The 18404-nt window shown below is 63.4% G+C and carries 22 protein-coding genes; 10 read left to right on the top strand and 12 right to left on the bottom strand.

The genetic code is table 11. The features are described 5' to 3' along the window. Nucleotides 1-65: 65 nt before the first annotated feature. Complete coding sequence (locus NKH28_RS21305; protein ID WP_352473615.1) at nucleotides 66-572, bottom strand: YciE/YciF ferroxidase family protein; 507 nt, start codon at nucleotides 570-572, stop codon at nucleotides 66-68. A 407-nt stretch (nucleotides 573-979) separates the two neighbouring features. Here NKH28_RS21305 and NKH28_RS21300 point away from each other — a divergent pair, with 407 nt between their 5' ends. From NKH28_RS21300 to NKH28_RS21290, 3 genes are all read left to right on the top strand, one after another. Then, the gene (locus tag NKH28_RS21300; RefSeq protein ID WP_023718851.1) at nucleotides 980-1126 is read left to right on the top strand and encodes a hypothetical protein; all 147 of its coding nucleotides are present in this window, start codon (nucleotides 980-982) and stop codon (nucleotides 1124-1126) included. 194 nt (nucleotides 1127-1320) lie between these two features. Continuing rightward, nucleotides 1321-1764, top strand: a complete 444-nt coding sequence (locus NKH28_RS21295) for a thiol-disulfide oxidoreductase DCC family protein (protein WP_352473583.1) — start codon at nucleotides 1321-1323, stop codon at nucleotides 1762-1764. A gap of 61 nt (nucleotides 1765-1825) precedes the next feature. After that, a complete protein-coding gene (locus NKH28_RS21290) occupies nucleotides 1826-3577 on the top strand; it encodes a saccharopine dehydrogenase family protein (RefSeq protein ID WP_352980347.1) in 1752 nt (583 codons plus the stop codon). Here NKH28_RS21290 and NKH28_RS21285 read toward each other — a convergent pair. The 3 genes from NKH28_RS21285 to NKH28_RS21275 form a co-directional block, all read right to left on the bottom strand. After that, nucleotides 3466-3849, bottom strand: coding sequence for a DUF1850 domain-containing protein (locus NKH28_RS21285; protein ID WP_352451865.1), 384 nt, complete (start codon nucleotides 3847-3849; stop codon nucleotides 3466-3468). The genes NKH28_RS21290 and NKH28_RS21285 overlap by 112 nt on opposite strands. Next, complete coding sequence (locus NKH28_RS21280) at nucleotides 3846-5942, bottom strand: TRAP transporter permease (protein WP_352980346.1); 2097 nt, start codon at nucleotides 5940-5942, stop codon at nucleotides 3846-3848. The genes NKH28_RS21285 and NKH28_RS21280 overlap by 4 nt, the downstream gene beginning before the upstream one ends. Before the next feature lie 158 nt (nucleotides 5943-6100). After that, nucleotides 6101-7060 carry a TAXI family TRAP transporter solute-binding subunit gene (locus NKH28_RS21275; RefSeq protein WP_352473580.1) on the bottom strand — a complete coding sequence of 320 codons (960 nt, stop codon included), beginning with the start codon at nucleotides 7058-7060 and terminating at the stop codon, nucleotides 6101-6103. A 253-nt stretch (nucleotides 7061-7313) separates the two neighbouring features. Between NKH28_RS21275 and NKH28_RS21270 the strand changes: the two genes are divergently transcribed. Together NKH28_RS21270 and NKH28_RS21265 are read left to right on the top strand one after the other, a co-directional pair. Then, on the top strand, nucleotides 7314-7667 hold the full coding sequence (locus NKH28_RS21270) for a YciI family protein (protein WP_352684006.1): 354 nt from the start codon (nucleotides 7314-7316) through the stop codon (nucleotides 7665-7667). Then, on the top strand, nucleotides 7667-8923 hold the full coding sequence (locus NKH28_RS21265) for an RNA polymerase sigma factor (protein WP_352473579.1): 1257 nt from the start codon (nucleotides 7667-7669) through the stop codon (nucleotides 8921-8923). Before NKH28_RS21270 ends, NKH28_RS21265 begins: the two co-directional genes overlap by 1 nt. Before the next feature lie 15 nt (nucleotides 8924-8938). Here NKH28_RS21265 and NKH28_RS21260 read toward each other — a convergent pair whose 3' ends face one another. The 6 genes from NKH28_RS21260 to hrcA all read right to left on the bottom strand — a co-directional run bounded on the left by NKH28_RS21260 (nucleotide 8939) and on the right by hrcA (nucleotide 14390). Continuing rightward, nucleotides 8939-9562, bottom strand: a complete 624-nt coding sequence (locus tag NKH28_RS21260; RefSeq protein WP_352539792.1) for a glutathione S-transferase family protein — start codon at nucleotides 9560-9562, stop codon at nucleotides 8939-8941. Nucleotides 9563-9736: 174 nt separating this feature from the next. Further along, nucleotides 9737-10717 carry a cysteine synthase A gene (gene cysK / locus NKH28_RS21255; RefSeq protein WP_023718844.1) on the bottom strand — a complete coding sequence of 327 codons (981 nt, stop codon included), beginning with the start codon at nucleotides 10715-10717 and terminating at the stop codon, nucleotides 9737-9739. Between the two features lie 165 nt (nucleotides 10718-10882). Next, nucleotides 10883-11500, bottom strand: coding sequence for a LysE family translocator (locus NKH28_RS21250; RefSeq protein ID WP_352614746.1), 618 nt, complete (start codon nucleotides 11498-11500; stop codon nucleotides 10883-10885). An 87-nt stretch (nucleotides 11501-11587) separates the two neighbouring features. Next, nucleotides 11588-12943 carry a PQQ-dependent sugar dehydrogenase gene (locus NKH28_RS21245; RefSeq protein WP_352473575.1) on the bottom strand — a complete coding sequence of 452 codons (1356 nt, stop codon included), beginning with the start codon at nucleotides 12941-12943 and terminating at the stop codon, nucleotides 11588-11590. Between the two features lie 100 nt (nucleotides 12944-13043). After that, a complete protein-coding gene (locus NKH28_RS21240) occupies nucleotides 13044-13241 on the bottom strand; it encodes a hypothetical protein (protein ID WP_023678983.1) in 198 nt (65 codons plus the stop codon). Between the two features lie 36 nt (nucleotides 13242-13277). Further along, nucleotides 13278-14390 carry a heat-inducible transcriptional repressor HrcA gene (hrcA, locus tag NKH28_RS21235; RefSeq protein WP_502893799.1) on the bottom strand — a complete coding sequence of 371 codons (1113 nt, stop codon included), beginning with the start codon at nucleotides 14388-14390 and terminating at the stop codon, nucleotides 13278-13280. A 146-nt stretch (nucleotides 14391-14536) separates the two neighbouring features. On the opposite strand from hrcA, the gene rph reads away from it, so the two are divergent. From rph to NKH28_RS21210, 5 genes are read left to right on the top strand one after another with little or no spacing between them, the layout of a single operon-like run. Further along, nucleotides 14537-15253, top strand: a complete 717-nt coding sequence (gene rph, locus NKH28_RS21230) for a ribonuclease PH (RefSeq protein WP_352684003.1) — start codon at nucleotides 14537-14539, stop codon at nucleotides 15251-15253. Between the two features lie 33 nt (nucleotides 15254-15286). Continuing rightward, nucleotides 15287-15697, top strand: coding sequence for a VOC family protein (locus tag NKH28_RS21225; protein WP_352473571.1), 411 nt, complete (start codon nucleotides 15287-15289; stop codon nucleotides 15695-15697). Nucleotides 15698-15711: 14 nt separating this feature from the next. Further along, nucleotides 15712-16359 (top strand): RdgB/HAM1 family non-canonical purine NTP pyrophosphatase, encoded by a 648-nt coding sequence (gene rdgB / locus NKH28_RS21220; protein WP_352614790.1) that lies wholly within the window; start codon nucleotides 15712-15714, stop codon nucleotides 16357-16359. Beyond that, complete coding sequence (gene hemW, locus NKH28_RS21215; RefSeq protein WP_352770195.1) at nucleotides 16356-17519, top strand: radical SAM family heme chaperone HemW; 1164 nt, start codon at nucleotides 16356-16358, stop codon at nucleotides 17517-17519. The genes rdgB and hemW overlap by 4 nt, the downstream gene beginning before the upstream one ends. 4 nt (nucleotides 17520-17523) lie before the next feature. Continuing rightward, nucleotides 17524-17847 (top strand): low molecular weight protein tyrosine phosphatase family protein, encoded by a 324-nt coding sequence (locus tag NKH28_RS21210; protein ID WP_023678977.1) that lies wholly within the window; start codon nucleotides 17524-17526, stop codon nucleotides 17845-17847. 72 nt (nucleotides 17848-17919) lie between these two features. Here the strand turns inward: NKH28_RS21210 and NKH28_RS21205 are convergent, their stop codons facing one another. Continuing rightward, nucleotides 17920-18105 (bottom strand): hypothetical protein, encoded by a 186-nt coding sequence (locus NKH28_RS21205; RefSeq protein WP_023678976.1) that lies wholly within the window; start codon nucleotides 18103-18105, stop codon nucleotides 17920-17922. A gap of 7 nt (nucleotides 18106-18112) precedes the next feature. Then, a complete protein-coding gene (locus NKH28_RS21200; RefSeq protein ID WP_352473567.1) occupies nucleotides 18113-18298 on the bottom strand; it encodes a hypothetical protein in 186 nt (61 codons plus the stop codon). Nucleotides 18299-18404: the final 106 nt, after the last annotated feature.

Genomic DNA, 18404 nt, shown 5'->3' with positions numbered 1-18404 from the left:
TTCCGGCGGCGCAAAAGGCAAGTCCGGGCTTTCAACCCAGCCTTGCCTTGTTCTCGCTCACTGCGCTACTCGGCGGCTTGCAGGTTGACCTTGCTTTCCGCTATCTCGGTAAGCTTGCGGTCGGTTGCCTGCTCCTCCTTGAGGTTGTTGGCCAACACATTGGCGCAGTCGCTGCGGCCCAGTTGCTTGGCCCAAGCAATCAGGGTGCCGTAACGGGTCATCTCATAATGCTCGACCGCCTGGGCGGAGGCGATCAGCGCAGCGTCGAGGACCTCCTTGTCGGCGATGTCGCCGCTGACGTCGTCGGCTTCTTCGAGAATGCCGTCGATGGCTGGGCAGTCGACCTGCTTGGCCTTCACGCCGTGCAGTTCGAACACCTGCTCGACACGCTGGATATGACCCTTGGTCTGAGCGAGATGTTTCTCAAAGCCGGCTTTCAGCTGCGGATCACTCGCCTTGTCGATCATCTTCGGCAGCGATTTCTCGATCTGTTTTTCAGCGTAATAGATGTCGCGCAGCGTGTGCACGAAGAGGTCGTCGAGGGTTTTGATATCCTTCGAAAAGAAACCCATGGCCTTTGCCTTTCCATTGCTCTTGCGGTTTCGGATTTTTTGGCTGCGGCCCACCCGAGCACCACAGCCTGCGGAGCCGGTTCGTCCCGGCACTGGGAAATCAACGTGCGGCTGACGGGCCGGTTCCTGGTTTTCCGGCCGCGTGCACGGAAATTTCGCGGTCCGGCAAAACCTGAAACAAAACCGCGCCTCTGCGACATTCAGGCGAAACATATGTGATGCAAAAGTCACACTGGACGAAATGCCGACGGACTGCATGGAAACACCGCGAATCAGCCGCATTCCAGCCATGAACAAAGGCATTTTCGACCAGAGATTAACATCGCGTTCACCGACTATTCACGCCTGGACGCTATGATCCCCGCAATTCGGAAGGGACATCCGAAGCGGGACAGGGACCGAGTAAAATGAGCTTCTGGAATCAAATCGCCGGCTATGCCGCCGCCATCCGCGAATTCGTCGCTCCGACCTATCGGCCTGAGCGCTATTATATGCGCGGCCCAGGCCCCGCCTGCGCGCGCCGTGGCAACACGCTTGGGATCAGCGTGCACTGATGATGACCACGGAAAGCCGTCACGACAGCCGGATCTGCCGGCCCGACGCCGACAACCGGTCAACGACCTATCGCGCCGAGCGCCCTGCGCTGACCGACAGACGGCGTGCGACAACGCCAAGGCCCTGACATTCCGGGCTTTGATCCAGCCGCCGGCAGGCCTAGTTTCATCTGACACCAGCTGTCAGGCGCCACGTGACCGTCAAGCCGAACCATTCTCCTGAACCGCCGGAATTCGATGCAAGTCGCCCGTTGATCGTGTTCGACGGCGTCTGCGTGTTGTGCTCGGGCTTTGTGCGCATGGTGGTGAAGCTCGACCGCAAGGGCCACTTCCATTTCGTAACGGCGCAGTCACCGTTCGGCGAGGTGCTGTTCAAGAAATACGGGCTGCGGACGGATCGCTACGAGACCAATCTCGTCATCGTCGATGGCGCGGCTTTCACCCGCCTGGACAGTTTCGTTGCCGTCATGGCCGAACTCGGCTGGCCGTGTCGGTCGGCGCGGATCCTGCTGCTGTTGCCGCGCCCGCTTCGCGACTGGCTCTACGGCCGCATCGCAAAGAACCGCTACGCCCTGTTCGGCAAGAAAGACAATTGCGAAATCCCTTCCGCCGAGGTGAGGGCAAGATTGATCGGCTAGATTCGTTGCCGTGGCCGGGAGCGGGCGGGGCATTTTGGGGGAACTGTTGGGGGAACTGCGGATGAAGGTTCTTGTCGTCGGCGGCTATGGCACCTTTGGCGGTCGCACTGTCGAGCTTTTGGAGGGCGAGCCGCATCTGATCCTCTTTGTCGCCGGGCGCTCGCTCGCCAAGGCTGACGCGTATTGCAAGAAGCGCGCCCCGACAGCAGCCCAGCTGGTGCCGGCACTGTTCGACCGTGACGGCGATCTCGCCGCGCAACTCGCTGCATTAGAGCCTGATATTGTAGTCGACGCGAGCGGTCCGTTCCAGGCCTATGGCGAGGGACGCTATCGCCTGATCGAGGGCTGCATCGCCCGGCGCATCAACTATCTCGATCTAGCCGACGGCTCGGATTTCGTCGCCGGTGTCTCTGCGTTCGACGAGGCGGCGCGAAACGCCGGCGTCTTCGTGCTGTCCGGCGTGTCGAGCTTTCCGGTGCTGACGGCGGCAGTGGTGCGTCGCCTGTCTTCGGACCTGACGCGGGTCGACGGCATTCGCGGCGGCATCGCGCCGTCGCCCTTTGCCGGAGTCGGCGAGAACGTCATTCGGGCTATCGCCGGTTACGCCGGTCAGCCGGTGCGGCTTGTTCGTAATGGCCGTCCCGAACAAGGCCATCCGTTCACAGAGCAATTGCGCTACTCCGTCGCGCCGCCGGGCCGGCTGCCGCTTCGAAACACGCTGTTCTCGCTGGTCGACGTTCCGGACCTGCGCGCTCTGGCCAAGCTTTGGCCGGAGGCGAAGACCATCTGGATGGGCGCCGGGCCGGTTCCCGAGACGCTGCACCGCGCCCTGATCGGCCTCGCCTGGCTTGTACGCGCCGGATTGATCGGTTCGCTTTCGCCACTGGCGCCGCTGATGCATCAGGCAACGAACCGGCTGCGCTGGGGCGAGCATCGCGGCGGCATGTTCGTCGAGGTGGAGGGATCGGACCGGGCGGGCGCCATCGTCAAGCGCTCGTGGCATCTCGTGGCCGAGGGCAATGATGGGCCGCTGATCCCGTCGATGGCGGTCGAAGCGCTGGTCCGCAAAGCGCTGGCCGGACATCAGCCCGCGCCGGGCGCACGGGCGGCGATGCGCGATTTGGAGCTCCGGGATTATGAAGCCCTGTTCGCCGGGCGGACAATCTACACCGGCTTCAGGAACGGGGCGGCGGACGAGGACAAGCCGCTTTATGCCGAGCTGCTCGGTGCCGCCTGGCAAGGCCTTCCCGAGGCAATTCGGTCAATGCATGACCGTACGATCACGGCCGCAGGCCGCGCGCGCGTCGAACGCGGGCGCAATGTTCTTGGCCGGCTAATGGCCTGGACGGTCGGCTCCCCCGGGGCAAGCGAGGACATCCCGGTTCATGTCCGCTTCGACACCGACAAGGACGGCGAGACCTGGACCCGGACATTCGGCAAGCACAGTTTTTCGAGCCTACAGTCCGCAGGCCGGGGTCGATCGCAGCGCTTGCTGTGCGAACGCTTCGGCCCGCTGACCTTCGCGATGGCGCTGGTTGCAGCAGACGGCCGGCTGGCGCTGGTCTTGCGCCGCTGGAGTTTTTTTGGCCTGCCGCTTCCGATGTGGCTCGGTCCACGCTCGACTTCCTACGAAACGGTGAAGGATGGCCGCTTCCGCTTCCATGTTGAGATCTCGCATCCGCTTGCCGGCATGATCGTCCGCTACCGCGGCTGGCTGGAGCCCTCCGGCCCGCACGGCTCCAGCGAGATCGTGCCGCCTGCCAGCTTGGCCAATTCGCGACAGTCCTGCGCCGTGCACAGCGTCCAGCCCTGACCCGTTGCGCCCGAGGCGGCGAGCGCGAGGCGCCGCTGTGGCCCGACCTTGGGCGCATAGACCCACCAGCCGTTTCTCAGCACCGAGCCTTGCGGCGGCTCCATCCCGGCGCCCGATCCCTTGATGCGGGCCTCGACCAATTGCAGGCCGGACGGCAGCACCTTCCAGTCTTCCTGCCACTGGGTCTTCTCCACCGAATGCACCCAGGAGAGCGTGAAGGCAGCGACCGCGAGCGTCACCGTCTTGCCGGCCGCGACGATGCAGAGGCTCATGCTGAATTAGCCAGCGAAGCCTGCCGCGCGCGCCAGCAGTGCCAGCCGATCCAGGCAAGGGATAGCGCCCAGCCCGCCTCGTCGGTGAGCGGCAGCGCCGCAACCAGCAGCACGCCGGCGGCGAAGGCGACGAGGCGTTCCCACCAGGCCATGCGCCGGGCGAGAAATCCGACGGCCGCGGCGCCCCACAGGACGATACCCATGCAGGCTTTGATGACGATATAGGCGACCTCGACGGGATAGCCGAACTGGGCGGCGATCGGGCCGGGGTCCTGCAGCATCAGCGCCGGGGTATAGACCGCCATGAACGGCACAACGAAGCCGGCAATGGCAAGCTTGGTGGCCTGGACGCCGATCTTGAGGCCGCTTTCCTTGGCCATGGGTGCGGCGGCGAAGGCGGCCAGCGCCACAGGCGGGGTGAGATCAGCCATGATGCCGAAATAGAAGACGAACATATGGCTGACCACCAACGGCACGCCGAGCGACAGCAGCGCTGGCCCGGCCAGCGACGAAGTGATGATGTAGTTGGGAATGGTCGGTATGCCCATGCCGAGCACCAGGCAGGTGAGCATGGTCAAAAGCAGCGACAGGAACAGATTGTTCTCGCCGATCGAGATGATCCAGCCGATGAAGGTCGAGCCGATGCCGGTAAGCGTCAACGTACCGATGACGATGCCGACAATGGCGCAGGCAATGCCGACCGGCAGCGCGTTCTTTGCTCCTTCGGCAAGGGAATCCACGCATATGCGCAGCGTCTCGCGCCCGCCCTTGAAGGTGAGGCAGGCGGCGACCAGCACTGCGATGACCAGGCTGAGGATGTTGACGCCGAATTTCATGAAGGAAGCCGCGGCAAGTCCGAGCGCCAGCCAGAAGACGATGCGGAAGGCGAGAGGCCCGATCGATGCTGCCAGCGGCGTGCCGAGGATAAGCACAATGGTCAACGCCAGACCCATGGTGCCGGCGAACACCGGTGTGTAGCCGGCAAACAGCAGGTAGATCAGTGCTGCGAGAGGCAGTACCAGCGGCCAATGTTGTCTCACCGCATCCCACGGATTGGGCAGGTCGGCATTGGCCATGCCGTGCAGGCCGGCCTTGCCGGCTTCCAGGTGCACCTGCCAGAAACAGGCGCCGAAATAGAGCAGCGCCGGAATGATCGCCGCCTTGACCACAGCGGCATAGGGGATGTTCAGGGTCTCGGCCATGATAAAGGCAACCGCTCCCATCACCGGCGGCATGATCTGACCGCCCATCGACGAGGTCGCCTCGACGGCGCCGGCGAAAGCCGAGCGGAAACCGAAGCGCTTCATCAGCGGGATGGTGAACTGGCCGCTGGCCACCACATTGGCGACGCCGGAGCCGGAAATGGTGCCCATCAGCGCCGAGGACAGCACGCAGACTTGCGCCGGGCCGCCGCGCCATGAGCCGACCAGGCCAAGCGCAAAATCGTTGAACAGCGCGATCATGCCGGCGCGCTCAAGAAAGGCGGCGAAAACGACGAAGATGAAGATGTAGGCGGCCGAGACATAGATCGGCGTGCCGTAGATGCCTTCGGTACCGTAGGCGAAGGTGTCGACGAGCTGGGCGAAATCATAGCCGCGATGGATGAACGGCGGTGGCAGATGATTGCCGGCGAATGCGTAGGCGAGAAAGATGAAGGCAATGACGGCAAGCGGCAGCCCCATCAACCGCCGCGCCGCCTCGAAGACCAGCACGACCAGCACCGCGCCGACGATCAGGTCAGGCGTGGTGAGAAAGCCGGAGCGGCGGATGAGGTCGGCATAGAACACCCAATTGTACAGACCGGTGGCGAAACCAAGCAGGCCGAGCGTCCAGAACACTGCTTTCGCCGGGACGCTTTTGGCGCGCAGATTGGCGATTAGGGCAAAGCCGAGCAGCAGCAGGAAGCCGACATGCATGGCGCGTATGACCTGGCTCGGTAGGCTGCCGTAGGCGGCGATGTAGATTTGGAAGATGGAGAAGGCGATGGCGATAAAAAAAGCCGCCTTGCCAGCGATGCCTTCGCCGAAGCCAGGCGGCAATCCTTCGACAGGAGCTTCCGCTGTGGGGGAAAGAACGGTCGGGGTTGCGGTCATTAGCGGGGTTCCTGGCGGGGCGCTCCCCTCCCCGAGGGAGGTGCGAGCGAAGCTAGGCGGGTGGGGTCGGTGCGGCAGTGTACGGCCTCAACCGACCCTACCGGTCCATTCGCCTTCGGCAGCTGTTCACCTTTTCCTCAAGGGGGAGGGATGGCTCCTTACTTCACCAATCCCTTTTCCTTGTAATACCTCTCGGCGCCTGGATGCAGCGGCACTGGCATGCCGTCGAGCGCCTTGGCCGGGTCGATCGCCTTGGCGGCGGCGTGGGCAGCGGTGAGCTGGTCGAGATGCTCGAACAGCAGTTTTGTCATCTGGTAGGCGGTCTCGTCGGAGACATCGGCGCTGGTGATCAGGAAATTGCCGACGGCGGCGGTCGCAACATCCTCGGTCTGGCCCTCGTAGGTGCCCTTGGGGATGACCACGGAAAGATAGGGCAAGCCGATCTTGGCGACGTCCTCCGCCGGCACGGCAACGATGTTTACCGGCAATGAGGTGGCGAGGTCACGGATCGACGCGACCCCAAGGCCAGCCGACTGAAGCGTGGCGTCGAGCTGTCGGTTCTTGATCAGCTCCACCGATTCGGCGAAGGGCAGATATTCGATCCGCCCGAGGTCTTCGTATTTCAGCCCGGCAGCGGCAAATATCGTGCGGGCGTTGAGCTCGGTGCCTGAGGCCGGCGCGCCGACCGAAAGGCTCTTGCCCTTGAGATCGGCGAGCGTCTTGATGCCGGATTCCTTGCTGGCGACGATCTGGATGTAGTTGGGATAGATGGCGGCAATGCCGCGCAGCTTGTCGAGCTTGCCTGGGAAGCCTGCTTCAGTATTGCCTTCGGCGGCCAGCTTGACGGAATCGCCGAGCGCAAAGGCGATCTCGCCCTTGCCCTGCTGAAGCAGGTTGAGGTTTTCGACCGACGCTTTCGTCGCCTGCACCTGAGTACGCGCGCCTTCGATGCCCTTGCCGTAGATTTCCGACAGCGCGACGCCGAGCGGATAGTAGACGCCGGACGTGCCGCCGGTCAGCACGTTGATGAATTCCTGTGCCTTGACCGATACCGCGCCAAGGCCAAGCGACAGCGCCAGCACGCCGGCTGCAACAAATTTCGTTCTGAAATTGAGCATGCGATTTCCTCCCTGAAAATTCGCCGCCGTGCCCTCCTCGGCGGCACGAAGCGAGTTTAGACAGCGGGCGGGAAATGCCAACCCGCAATAGCAGCGATTAGACGAACGGCTAAGCAGTGCCGCAACACGTTGGCGCTTGCGCGAGGTCGCATCGCGGCAGAAAGATTTTTCCAGCGCTTGTCGAAATCCGGCAGGGCCGCGCGACATAAGTCCGGCTCGCAACGATGCGGCCTTCGAGAAACGGGAGAAGACCATGCGATACATGCTTTTGATCTATGGAAACGAAGCGGGGATGGCAGCCGCGCCAGCAGATGCGGTGACACAGATGTCGAGCGCGTACGTCGCCTACACCGAAGCGCTGAAGAAATCCGGCGCCTGGCTCGCCGGCGACCGGCTGAAGCCGACGCAATCCGCTACCTCGGTGCGGATGGCCAATGGCAAGACCAACGTGCTCGACGGCCCCTATGCCGACACCAAGGAGCAGCTTGCCGGCTTCTATATGATCGAAGCGGAGGACGTCGACGCCGCCATCGCCTGGGCGGCGCGCTGCCCGGGCGCCGGCACCGGCACGGTAGAGGTGCGGCCGATCTGGGAACTCACCATGTGATGCCGGAATTGCCCGATACTGCGCGGGCGGCGGCGGAAGCGGCCGCCCGGCAAAGCTACGGCAAGCTGGTCGCTTATCTCGCCGCACGCACGCGCGACGTGGCCGCTGCCGAGGACGCATTGGCCGATGCCTTTGCAGCGGCGCTCGAGCGTTGGCCACAGGCGGGCGTGCCCGACAAGCCGGAAGCCTGGCTGCTGGCGGTGGCACGCAAGCGCCGCGTCGACGCGGTCAGACGGCGGCTGACACGCGAGGCGGGCCGCGACCACCTCAGACTGATCGCCGAGGAGATGGAGGCGCGCATGGCCGAGGAAGACCTGCCGGACGAGCGGCTCAGGCTCATGTTTGCCTGCGCCCATCCCGCGATTGAGGCCGGCGTGCGAGCACCGCTGATCCTGCAGACGGTCCTGGGCTTCGACGCAGCGACCATCGCCTCGGCTTTTCTTGTCTCGCCAGCCACGATGAGCCAGCGCCTGGTGCGCGCCAAGACGCGAATTCGCGAGACAGGCATTCCGTTCCGCGTGCCGGAGCGGGCCGAACTCGGCGAGCGGCTGGGCACCGTTCTGGAAGCGATCTACGCGGCGTTTGCCGAAGGTTGGTCCGACCCGGCCGGCACCGAAACGCGGCGCCGCAATCTCGCGACCGAAGGCATCTGGCTCGGCCGTTTGATCGCCTCGCTGATGCCGGATGAGCCGGAAGCACTCGGCCTGCTGGCGCTGATGCTGTTCGCCGAGGCGCGGCGTGCAGCCCGGCGCAATGCGGCGGGTGACTATGTGCCGCTGGCCGAGCAGGATCTTGCATTGTGGGACGATACCCTGATCGATGAAGCGGAGGCGCTGCTCGGGCGCGCGGCCGCCGAGGGTGTTGTCGGCCGCTACCAGCTCGAGGCCGCCGTGCAATCCGCCCATACGACACGGCGGCTGACCGGTTGTACCGACTGGGTCGCGATCAAGGAGCTCTACGACGCGCTGTCGGTGATTGCCGGCTCGCCGGTGGTGTCGATCAACCGTGCGGTGGCGATTGCCGAGGCCGAAGGTGCTTCAGAAGGATTGGGCGCGCTTGATCAACTCAGCGGCGACAAGCGGCTGTATGACTATCAACCTTACTGGGCCGCCCGCGCGGGCCTGCTGGCCAGACTCGGCAAAGTTCCACAAGCGAGCGAGGCCTATGACCGGGCTATCGGCCTCGAACGAGATCCGGCCGTGCGCCGGTTCCTGCAGGAACGACGGGCAGGGCTCGGCCGCGCGGAAAGACACTGAGACAAGGCGGAGTGCTTAGGCCGGCCACATGTCGTGGGAAGCATTCAGCCTCTTCATCACCCGATGTTCCCGCAAATTGGCCCACAGGCGTTCGATGTTCGGCCAAGCGGTTGGAACCTTCGCGACCTCCGGATGCCAGGCCACCAGCATGACGAGATAGATGTCGGCCAGCGAGAGTTGGTCGCCGGCCAGCCAGTCGCGGCCGTCGAGGGCGGCATCGAGAATGGCGAGGCTGCGATCCATTTCCGAGACCGCCGCCTGTTTGACAGCGTCCACGCCCCGGGGATCGGTCGTGTAGCGATGAGCGTAGAAGAACCGCAGGTCAGCCGAATAGATGACGGAGGACATGAAAAACATCCAGCGCAGGAAGTCGGCGCGGTCAGCCGAACTTGCTGCGGGCGCCAGTCCTGCTTCGGGGTGGCGCTCGGCCAGCAGGATGCAGATCGCCGCCGATTCGGTCATCGAGCGTCCGTCCGGCAAGATCAGGACCGGCACCTGGTTCAAGGGGCTGATATCTAAAAAGGCCTGGTCGGGTCGGCCCTTCGGAACGTCGATCTGGTCGAAAGGCACGCCCGCCAAAGCGAGCGCCGCCTCGACGACAAAGCCGCCGGTATTGGCACGCGTATAGAGCTTGTACATAAAGTCCTCCACCTGCCGGGCAGCGACGATTGATACGGAAGTGACCCGCCGCTCAAGCGAACGACGCCCGCCACAGGTGGTTTTTCAGCGGTCCACGCCGACGCGTGATACTGAGTATTTGATGTCGGAGGGCATCGCGAAGGATCGCTACTGACCGGTCAAAAACGCTCGTGTCTAAGCGCCCAATCCCTCGAACAGGATCGTCGAGAGATAGCGCTCGGCGAAGGAGGGGATGACGACGACGAGGTTCTTGCCCTTGTTCTCGGGCCGCGAGCCGACGACGATCGCCGCTTGCAGGGCGGCCCCCGACGAGATGCCGACCGGCACACCTTCGAGCCGAGCGACGAGCCGTGCATTGGCAACCGAATCCTCGTTCGAGACCTTGACGATCTCGTCATAGATCGTCGTGTCGAGGATTTTTGGCGCGAAGCCGGCGCCAATGCCCTGGATCTTGTGCGGGCCTGGCTGGCCGCCCGACAGCACCGGCGAGGCTTCCGGTTCGACGGCGACGACATGCACCGAGGGCTTGCGCTTCTTCAGCACCTGGCCGACGCCGGTGATGGTGCCGCCGGTCCCGATGCCGGCAACGAAGATATCGACTTCGCCATGGGTGTCGTTCCAGATTTCCTCGGCCGTGGTGCGGCGATGGATTTCCGGATTGGCCGGGTTTTCGAATTGCTGCGGAATGACAGCGTCGGGCAGCGTTGCCGCCAGCTCGTCCGCCTTGGCGATGGCGCCCTTCATGCCTTTCGGCCCTTCGGTCAGCACCAGTTCGGCACCGAGCAGAGCCAGCATCTTGCGGCGTTCGACGGACATGGTTTCCGGCATGGTCAGGATCAGCTTGTAGCCCTTGGCAGCGGCGGCAAAGGCGAGCGCGATGCCGGTATTGCCCGAGGTCGGCTCGATCAGGGTGGTCTTGCCGGGCGTAATCCTGCCGGAAGCCTCCAGTGCCTCGATCATCGACACGCCGATGCGGTCCTTGACCGAGGCGATCGGGTTGAAGAATTCGAGCTTGGCCAGCAGATTGGCGACGACACCCTTCTCCCTGGCGAATTTATCAAGCCGCACCAGCGGCGTGTCACCGATCGTCTCGGTGATCGAATTGTAGATGCGGCCGCGGCCGGGCACGTGTGTGGGGGTGGCGGGCTTGTTCATTGATTTCCTCCCAGAGGTAAAGCGGCAAGAGTCGCGCGGGCATAGGATAGAGCCATCCACCGCGCAAGATAGGCTGTCGATCGAAAAATATCCGAGTGAAGTTCGTGCTGAGTACCCCCGCCTTTGCAAGGGGTGGCAATCCTTGGGCGGATTGGCGAAAGAGATCTATTGGCGGGCGGCAATTGCCGCCGCCGCGCCGACCATAAAGCCGGCGGCGGTGCGGTTGAGTGCCCTCAGCGCCCGCGGCGACTTCAGGAACCAGCGCGCCTTGGCCGCCAGCGCCAGATAGGGCACCAGCACGACGAGCAGGACGACGATGGTGAGCGCGACGAGGATGCCGTAATCGGCCAGCGTGATCGTCTTCAGATCGACGATGGTCGGGGTGATGGCAAGATAGAAGATCATCGTCTTCGGATTGCCGAGCGTGACGGCAAGGCCGGCTACAAAGCTGGATGCCAAGCCGCCCTTGCCTTTCTTCGCCTCCACCGTTTCGGGCGTGATGCCGCTCGTCCAGAAACGCCAGCCAAGAAAGGCGAGGTAGGCGACGCCCAGCCATTTGATGGCCAGGAAGACCATGCCGAAAGTCTGTGCGACGAAAGCCAGGCCGAGCACCACGGCAGTGAGATAGGTCAGGTCACCGAGCATCAGCCCGAACGACATGGCCAGCGACGAGTGGAAGCCGGAACCCAGAGCACGCGCAACAAGCGCGGTGACGCCTGGGCCGGGGATGGCCGCGGCGATGCCGAGGGCAGCACTATAGGCGAGGAACCCGGTGAGTGTCATGATTGGCGCTTGTCGCACAATGTTGAAGTTGGGTGAATTCCCTCGGGCCGGATTCGATTGCGCCAGCGCAGCAGGCGACACCGCCGTTCAGGAGCGGCCGTCTTCGTAGGTAACGCGCCAGATGGTGCCGTTACCGTCCTCTGTGACGATCAGGGAGCCGTCCTTGGCCATCGCGACACCGACCGGGCGGCCCCAGACGGCGTCGTTCGAGATGACGAAGCCGGTCATGAAGTCCTCATATTCGCCTGTCGGCTTGCCATCCCTGAATTTGAGCCTCACCACCTTGTAGCCGGTCCTGGCGCCACGGTTCCACGAACCATGCATGGCGACGAAGGCGTCACCCTGATAATCCGCCGGGAAGTTCTTGCCGTCGTAGAAGGCTATATTCATCGGCGCCGAATGCGCCTGCATCAATACATCGGGGACAGTGGCCTTGCCGGCGAGGTCTGGCCGCTCGCCCTGATGGCGCGGATCCTCGTTATTGCCGATGTAGTACCAAGGCCAACCATAGAATCCGCCGTCCTTGACCGCCGTTGCAAATTCGAACGGCACATTGTCGCCGAGTTCGTCGCGCTCATTGACGACGCACCACAATGCGCCGGTGGCGGGCTGCACGGTCATGCCCGTACAGTTGCGCAGGCCAGTGGCGACAGTTCGGGGATTTTTCCCATCCGGGTCAAAGGCGAGCACATCGGCACGGCCGTCCTCGGAGCCCCAGGCCGCCCCGAGCGGCTTTGATTTGGCCCAGGCGTCGAGGCCGCTATCCGGCTCCTTGCCTATATCCTCGGCTACGTTCGAGGCGGAGCCAACCGACAAATAAAGCGTTTTGCCGTCCTGCGAGAAGGCGATGTCGCGGGTCGTGTGACCACCCGACGGGATTTGGGCGACAATGGTTTCTGGTTTGCCGGATGTCTTCAGGTCGCCATCGCGATAGGGGAAGCGGACGATGCTGTCGCTGTTCGCGACATAAACCCATTGCGGTTTGTCTCCTGGCGGATAGAAGGCGATGCCGTAGGGATAATTGAGCCCCTTGGCGAAGATCGCTTTCTCGATGGGCCTGGCGCTGCCCTCGGCGAGACGATAGACGCGTATTTGGTCGGCATGGCTGTTGGCAACAAACAGGTCGCCATTCGGAGCGACGCGCACGACACGTGGATTGACGATGCCGGATGCGATCATTTCAGCCGAAAAGCCCGACGGCAATTCTGGCTTGGCGCTTTCGGGCCGTTCCGCCACGCCGGCGCCGTTCGAAGCGGATTGGGCGGGGTCGGCTGCCGGCATGTCTCGCGGCCCAATCAGGCGTCGGACGCCAGGCCTGTCGGCGTGCCAATCGCCAAACGCGGCTTCGCCTTTGAGCACATTCTGGTCCGCCTGCTGGGCGGCTGCCGGTGTCGCAACAAGGAGGGCAGCGGCCAAGGCCGCAAAGCCGCCAGGTCGGATCATCAACGTCCTCCGGGATTCGCCTCGAACAGGGGCAAACGGCATCAGGCATTGATCGTTCCAAGCGGCCGTCCAGCACACGAGGATTTGAAGCCGAACCCGTTCAGTTGCCAGAGGCGTAAAAGTCGTCGTCGAGGCGCTTTTCCAGCGCGACCAGATCGGCCGGCAGCGGTAAACCCATCGCCCGCATCTCTTGCAGCTTCTCGCGCAACTGCTCTTGTACCTCGTGCTGATCCTCTGGCTGGTTGATCATTTCTTCGAGCAGCAGACTGATCTGGGCCTTGAACGATTCCAGCGCCATTCTTTTCTCCTCCTTGCGGCAGGCCCGCGGCGGCTCCTAGCTCAGCATGCGCGAAATCAGCTGCGCCGTATAGTCGACCATCGGTACTATGCGCGCATAATTCAGCCGCGTCGGCCCGATGACGCCGAGCGCACCGACGACACGCGCGTCCTTGTCGCGATAGGGTGCCACCACCAGCGAGGAGCCAGACAGCGAAAACAGCTTGTTTTCCGAACCGATGAATATGCGCACGCCTGGGCCTGCCTCGGCGAGGTCGAGAAGCTGGATCAGCCCATCCTGCGTCTCCAGATCCTCAAACAGATGCCGCAGCAATTCTATGTCGGCCTGGGCAGTGACGTTTTCCAGGAGATTGGCGCGACCGCGCACGATAAGCCGCCCAGGCACGCCGCTTTCAGCGCCTGCCCAGACCGCCAGGCCCTTCTCGACCAGATCCTGCGACAGCGTGTCGAGGGCCGCCCTGGTCTCTTCCTTGATGCGGGCGATCTCGACCCGCGCCTCGGCCAGGGTGCGACCGCGGATATGGGCGTTGAGGAAGTTAGAGGCTTCGTGCAATTGCGAGATGGTGATCCCGGCGGGCAGATCGATGACGCGATTTTCGACGTCGCCGTTCTGCGAGACCAGCACGGCCAGCGCCTTGGTCGGCTCGAGCTGGATGAATTCGATGTGCTTAAGCGCCGCCTCATTCTTGGCGGCGAGCACGAGGCCGGCGCCGCGCGACATCCCGGACAGCATCTGGCTGGCCTCGGTCAGCATATGCTCCAGAGTTGCGCCCGAGCCGGAGGCGCGCACCTGGGCCTCGATGGTGCGGCGCTCCTCGTCGGAGAGGTCACCAAGTTCCATGAAAGCATCGACGAAGAAGCGCAGGCCTGCCTGGGTCGGCAGCCGGCCAGCCGAAATGTGCGGCGCATAGATCAGGCCGAGATGCTCAAGGTCGCTCATCACGTTGCGGATGGTGGCCGGCGACAGCGACGACGGCAGGATGCGCGACAAGCTGCGCGAACCGACCGGCTCGCCATCCCTCAAATAGGAATCGACGATACGCCGGAAGATGTCGCGCGAACGCATGTCGAGCGATTGAAGCGCGGGCGATTGCAGCGCGTGCGACGGGAGCACGTGCGACTGCAAACCGGGATCGACTGCCTTTGTCATTTCGAGCCAAAAACCTCCGCCCCGAAGATATAGACTTCCGCGGTGTCGGCGCAACCGGTCCATTTTCCTTTGCGCCTCACGCCCCGTGCGGCTACAAGCCGGCCAAGATTCCCCGGCCAAGATTCCGAAGAAAGAAAGAAGCCTGAATGCGCCCTTCCAAACGCCAATTCGACGAAATGCGCCCCATCTCCTTCGAGCGCGGCGTCTCCAAGCATGCGGAAGGCTCGTGCCTGGTGAAGTTCGGCGACACGCATGTGCTGTGTACGGCCAGCTTGGAGGAAAAGGTGCCGGGCTGGATGCGCAACTCCGGCAAGGGCTGGGTGACGGCGGAATACGGCATGCTGCCGCGTTCGACCGGCGAGCGCATGCGCCGCGAGGCTTCGTCCGGCAAACAAGGCGGCCGCACGCTGGAAATCCAGCGGCTGATCGGCCGCTCCCTGCGCGCCGTGGTCGATCTGCAGGCGCTCGGCGAGCAGCAGATCACCGTCGACTGCGACGTGATCCAGGCCGACGGCGGCACGCGCACCGCTTCGATCACCGGCGGCTGGGTGGCGCTCTACGACTGCCTGCGCTGGATGGAAGCCCGCCAGATGGCGAGCCTGAGCAAGGTGCTGAAGGATCACGTTGCGGCAATCTCCTGCGGAATCCATGATGGCCAGCCGGTCATCGACCTCGACTACATCGAGGATTCCTCGGCCGGCACCGACGCCAATTTCGTCATGACCGGCAAGGGCGGCATCGTCGAGATCCAAGGCACGGCCGAGGGCGAGCCGTTCTCGGAAGAGCAGTTCGCGGCGCTGATGGGGCTCGCCAAGAAAGGCATTCAGCGCCTGGTCAGCTTGCAGCAAATGGCGGTGGCTTAGCTGCGGTCCAATATTGATGAGATTGGCGATCCTGTGACTCCTTCCGCAATCCTGGAATCAGCACTCTACGTGACCGACCTTGCTGCCGCGGAACGGTTCTATTCGGGCGTGCTCGGGCTCGATCTGCTCGGTAAAGTCGATGGCAGGCATCTCTTCTTCCGCTGCGGCGACGGCGTGCTGCTTATCTTCAATGCCGAGGCCACCAAAGTGCCGCCGCGGGCCGACGCCAAGCTGCCCGTGCCGCCGCATGGCGCGGTCGGCCAGGGCCATCTTTGCTTCGCCGCAAGCGCGGATGAAATCCCACGCTGGAAAGCGCATCTTGAGGCGAAGAAAATCGCCATCGAAAGCGAGTTCGAGTGGCCGCAAGGCGGCCGCTCGATCTATATTCGCGATCCCTCCGGCAATTCGATCGAATTCGCCGAGCCACGAATTTGGGGCATCTGATGCATTCGCCAACTATTCATTCGCTTGATGGGCATAAGATCATCGTCGCAAGCCACAACGCCGGCAAATTGCGAGAATTCGCCGATCTGATGGCGCCATTCGGCATTGAAGCGAAGTCCGCAAAGGAATACGGCCTGCCGGAACCGGACGAGACCGGCACCACTTTCGAGGAGAACGCCCTCATAAAAGCCTTGGCCGCCGCCAAGGCCACTGGATTGCCGGCGCTGTCGGACGATTCCGGCCTGTGTGTCGATGCGCTCGACGGCGCACCCGGCGTCTACACCGCCAACTGGGCTGAGACGCCGGACGGCTCCCGCGACTTCGGCATGGCCATGCAGCGCACGGAAGTGGCCTTGCAAGAAGTTGGCGCGATCACGCCTGCCCAGCGCAAGGGCCGCTTTGTCGCGGTCATCTGCCTGGCCTTCCCCGATGGCCAGGCGGAATATTTTCGCGGTGAGGTCGAGGGCACGCTGGTATGGCCGCCGCGCGGCGAGCTCGGCTTCGGCTACGATCCGGTGTTCTTGCCCGATGGGTTCGAGAAGACCTTCGGCGAGATGAGCGCGAAGGACAAGCATGGCTGGAAGCCCGGCCAGCCAACCGCATTGTCGCACCGTGCCCGCGCCTTCCAGAAATTCGCGCAAGCCCGATTGGCCGCCGTATGACCATGCTGCTCGACCGCAGGCCTGGTTTCGGCGTCTACGTCCACTGGCCGTTCTGCGCGGCCAAATGCCCGTATTGCGACTTCAACAGCCATGTCCGCCACCAGCCGGTCGACCAGGAGCGTTTTGCCCGCGCCTTCGAGACCGAGCTGGCGACGATGCGCGGCCGCACCGGGCCGCGCGAGGTGACCAGTATCTTTCTTGGCGGCGGCACGCCATCGCTGATGAAACCGCAGACCGTGGCGGCGGTGCTGGATGCAGTGGCGAAGAACTGGACGGTGCCTGATGGCATCGAGGTGACACTGGAGGCCAATCCCTCCTCCGTCGAGGCCGAGCGCTTTCGCGGCTATCGCGCGGCCGGCGTCAACCGGGTATCGCTTGGCGTGCAGGCGCTGCACGACAAGGATCTGCGCTTCCTCGGCCGTTTGCACAATGTCGATGAGGCCCTGCATGCGATCGGCCTGGCGCGCGAGATATTCCCACGGCTGTCGTTCGACCTGATCTACGCGCGGCCCGGTCAGACGCCGGAAGCGTGGCAGGCGGAGCTCGAGCAGGCGATCGGCCACGCCGCAGACCATCTGTCGCTCTATCAGCTGACCATCGAGGAAGGCACGCCGTTCCATGCGCTGCATGCGGCAAGGAAGTTCATCATTCCAGACAATGAGCTTGCCGCCGATCTCTATGCGTTGACACAGGAGATCACCGCCGCGCGCGGACTGCCGGCCTACGAGATTTCCAATCATGCCAGGCCCGGCGCCGAAAGCCGGCACAATCTCACCTACTGGCGTTATGGCGAATATGTCGGCGTCGGTCCCGGCGCGCATGGCCGGTTCGTCGAAAATGGCCGGCGCGTGGTGACGATCGCCGAGAAAATGCCGGAGACCTGGGCCAATCTGGTCGAGGCCAAGGGCCATGGCGTTACCGGCGGCGAGATCCTGACGCGGTCGGAAGAGGCCGACGAGTTCCTGCTGATGGGGCTGAGGCTGGCGGAAGGCATCGACCTTTCCCGCTACGAGGCATTTTCAGGGCGCGGCCTGTCGACGGCACGGCTGTCGGTGCTGCAGGACGAAGGCCTGGTGGCGCCGATCGGCAATGCCCGCCTGCGTGCCACGCCGGCCGGCATGATCGTGCTCGATGCGGTCGTGGCGGATTTGGCCAGATAGCGCGTTGAAGAACGTTCTCTTCATCTGCAGCCAGAATCGCTTGCGCAGCCCGACGGCGGAGCAGGTGTTTTCCAAGCGGCGGGACATCGAGGTCGCTTCGGCCGGCACTAATCACGATGCCGACATTCCGTTGACGCATGAACTCGTCGCCTGGGCCGACATCATCTTCGTGATGGAAAAAACGCACCGCGCCAAACTGCAGCAGAAATTCAAGACAAGCCTGAAAAAGGCTCGAGTAATCTGCCTCGATATTCCCGACGACTATGCATTCATGGACCCGGCTCTGGTGGGCCTGCTGGAGGCGCGTGTCTCGAAGTATCTGGGTTGAATGATACATCGCGGAGCATGCGCAACCGCGCTTTCGAGAGCTGTCTCGACCAATCGCGAAGGTCTGCGGTGGTCAAGCCTCGTGCTTGTGGCGGTGTTTGGCGCGATCTTTTTCGCTGGTCTCTCCGGAACGGGCCGGCTTGATCTCGCTTTTGTCGCGTGAGGCATGGTGCTGGTCGTCTGTGGAATGTGACGCTGCGCCATCGCGGGCGCTTTTTGTTTCGAGGCGGGTGATGAAAATGTCGAAGCGATTGGGCATCGTCCGGTCAGTGCTCCATCGTGCGGGCGGTTTCGTTTGCGGGCTTGCTCTCTGCCGATCGCTGGCGTGCAAGCGGCTTCTTGGCTCTGCCATCTGCGGCTTCGGCAGGCAGGTTCTTGTCGCATGGCGCGGCGAAGCGTTTGCGGCCGGCATAGTAGGGTTCGAAAACGTCCTGTATCGTCAGGCTGTTCATCCTGCTCCTCCCGAGATCAGGTGTAAAATTCGCCGGCAACGGTTTCGTTCCCTACTATGGCGAAGGCATGGCGGCTGGTTCACGTCGGCATCCCTTTTGGAACCAG

The sequence above is a fragment of the Mesorhizobium sp. M1227 genome (genome assembly GCF_040318315.1).
GTDB lineage: Bacteria > Pseudomonadota > Alphaproteobacteria > Rhizobiales > Rhizobiaceae > Mesorhizobium.
The sequence above is the reverse complement of the archived record's forward strand: the minus strand, read 5'-3'. Positions and strand labels throughout refer to the sequence as shown.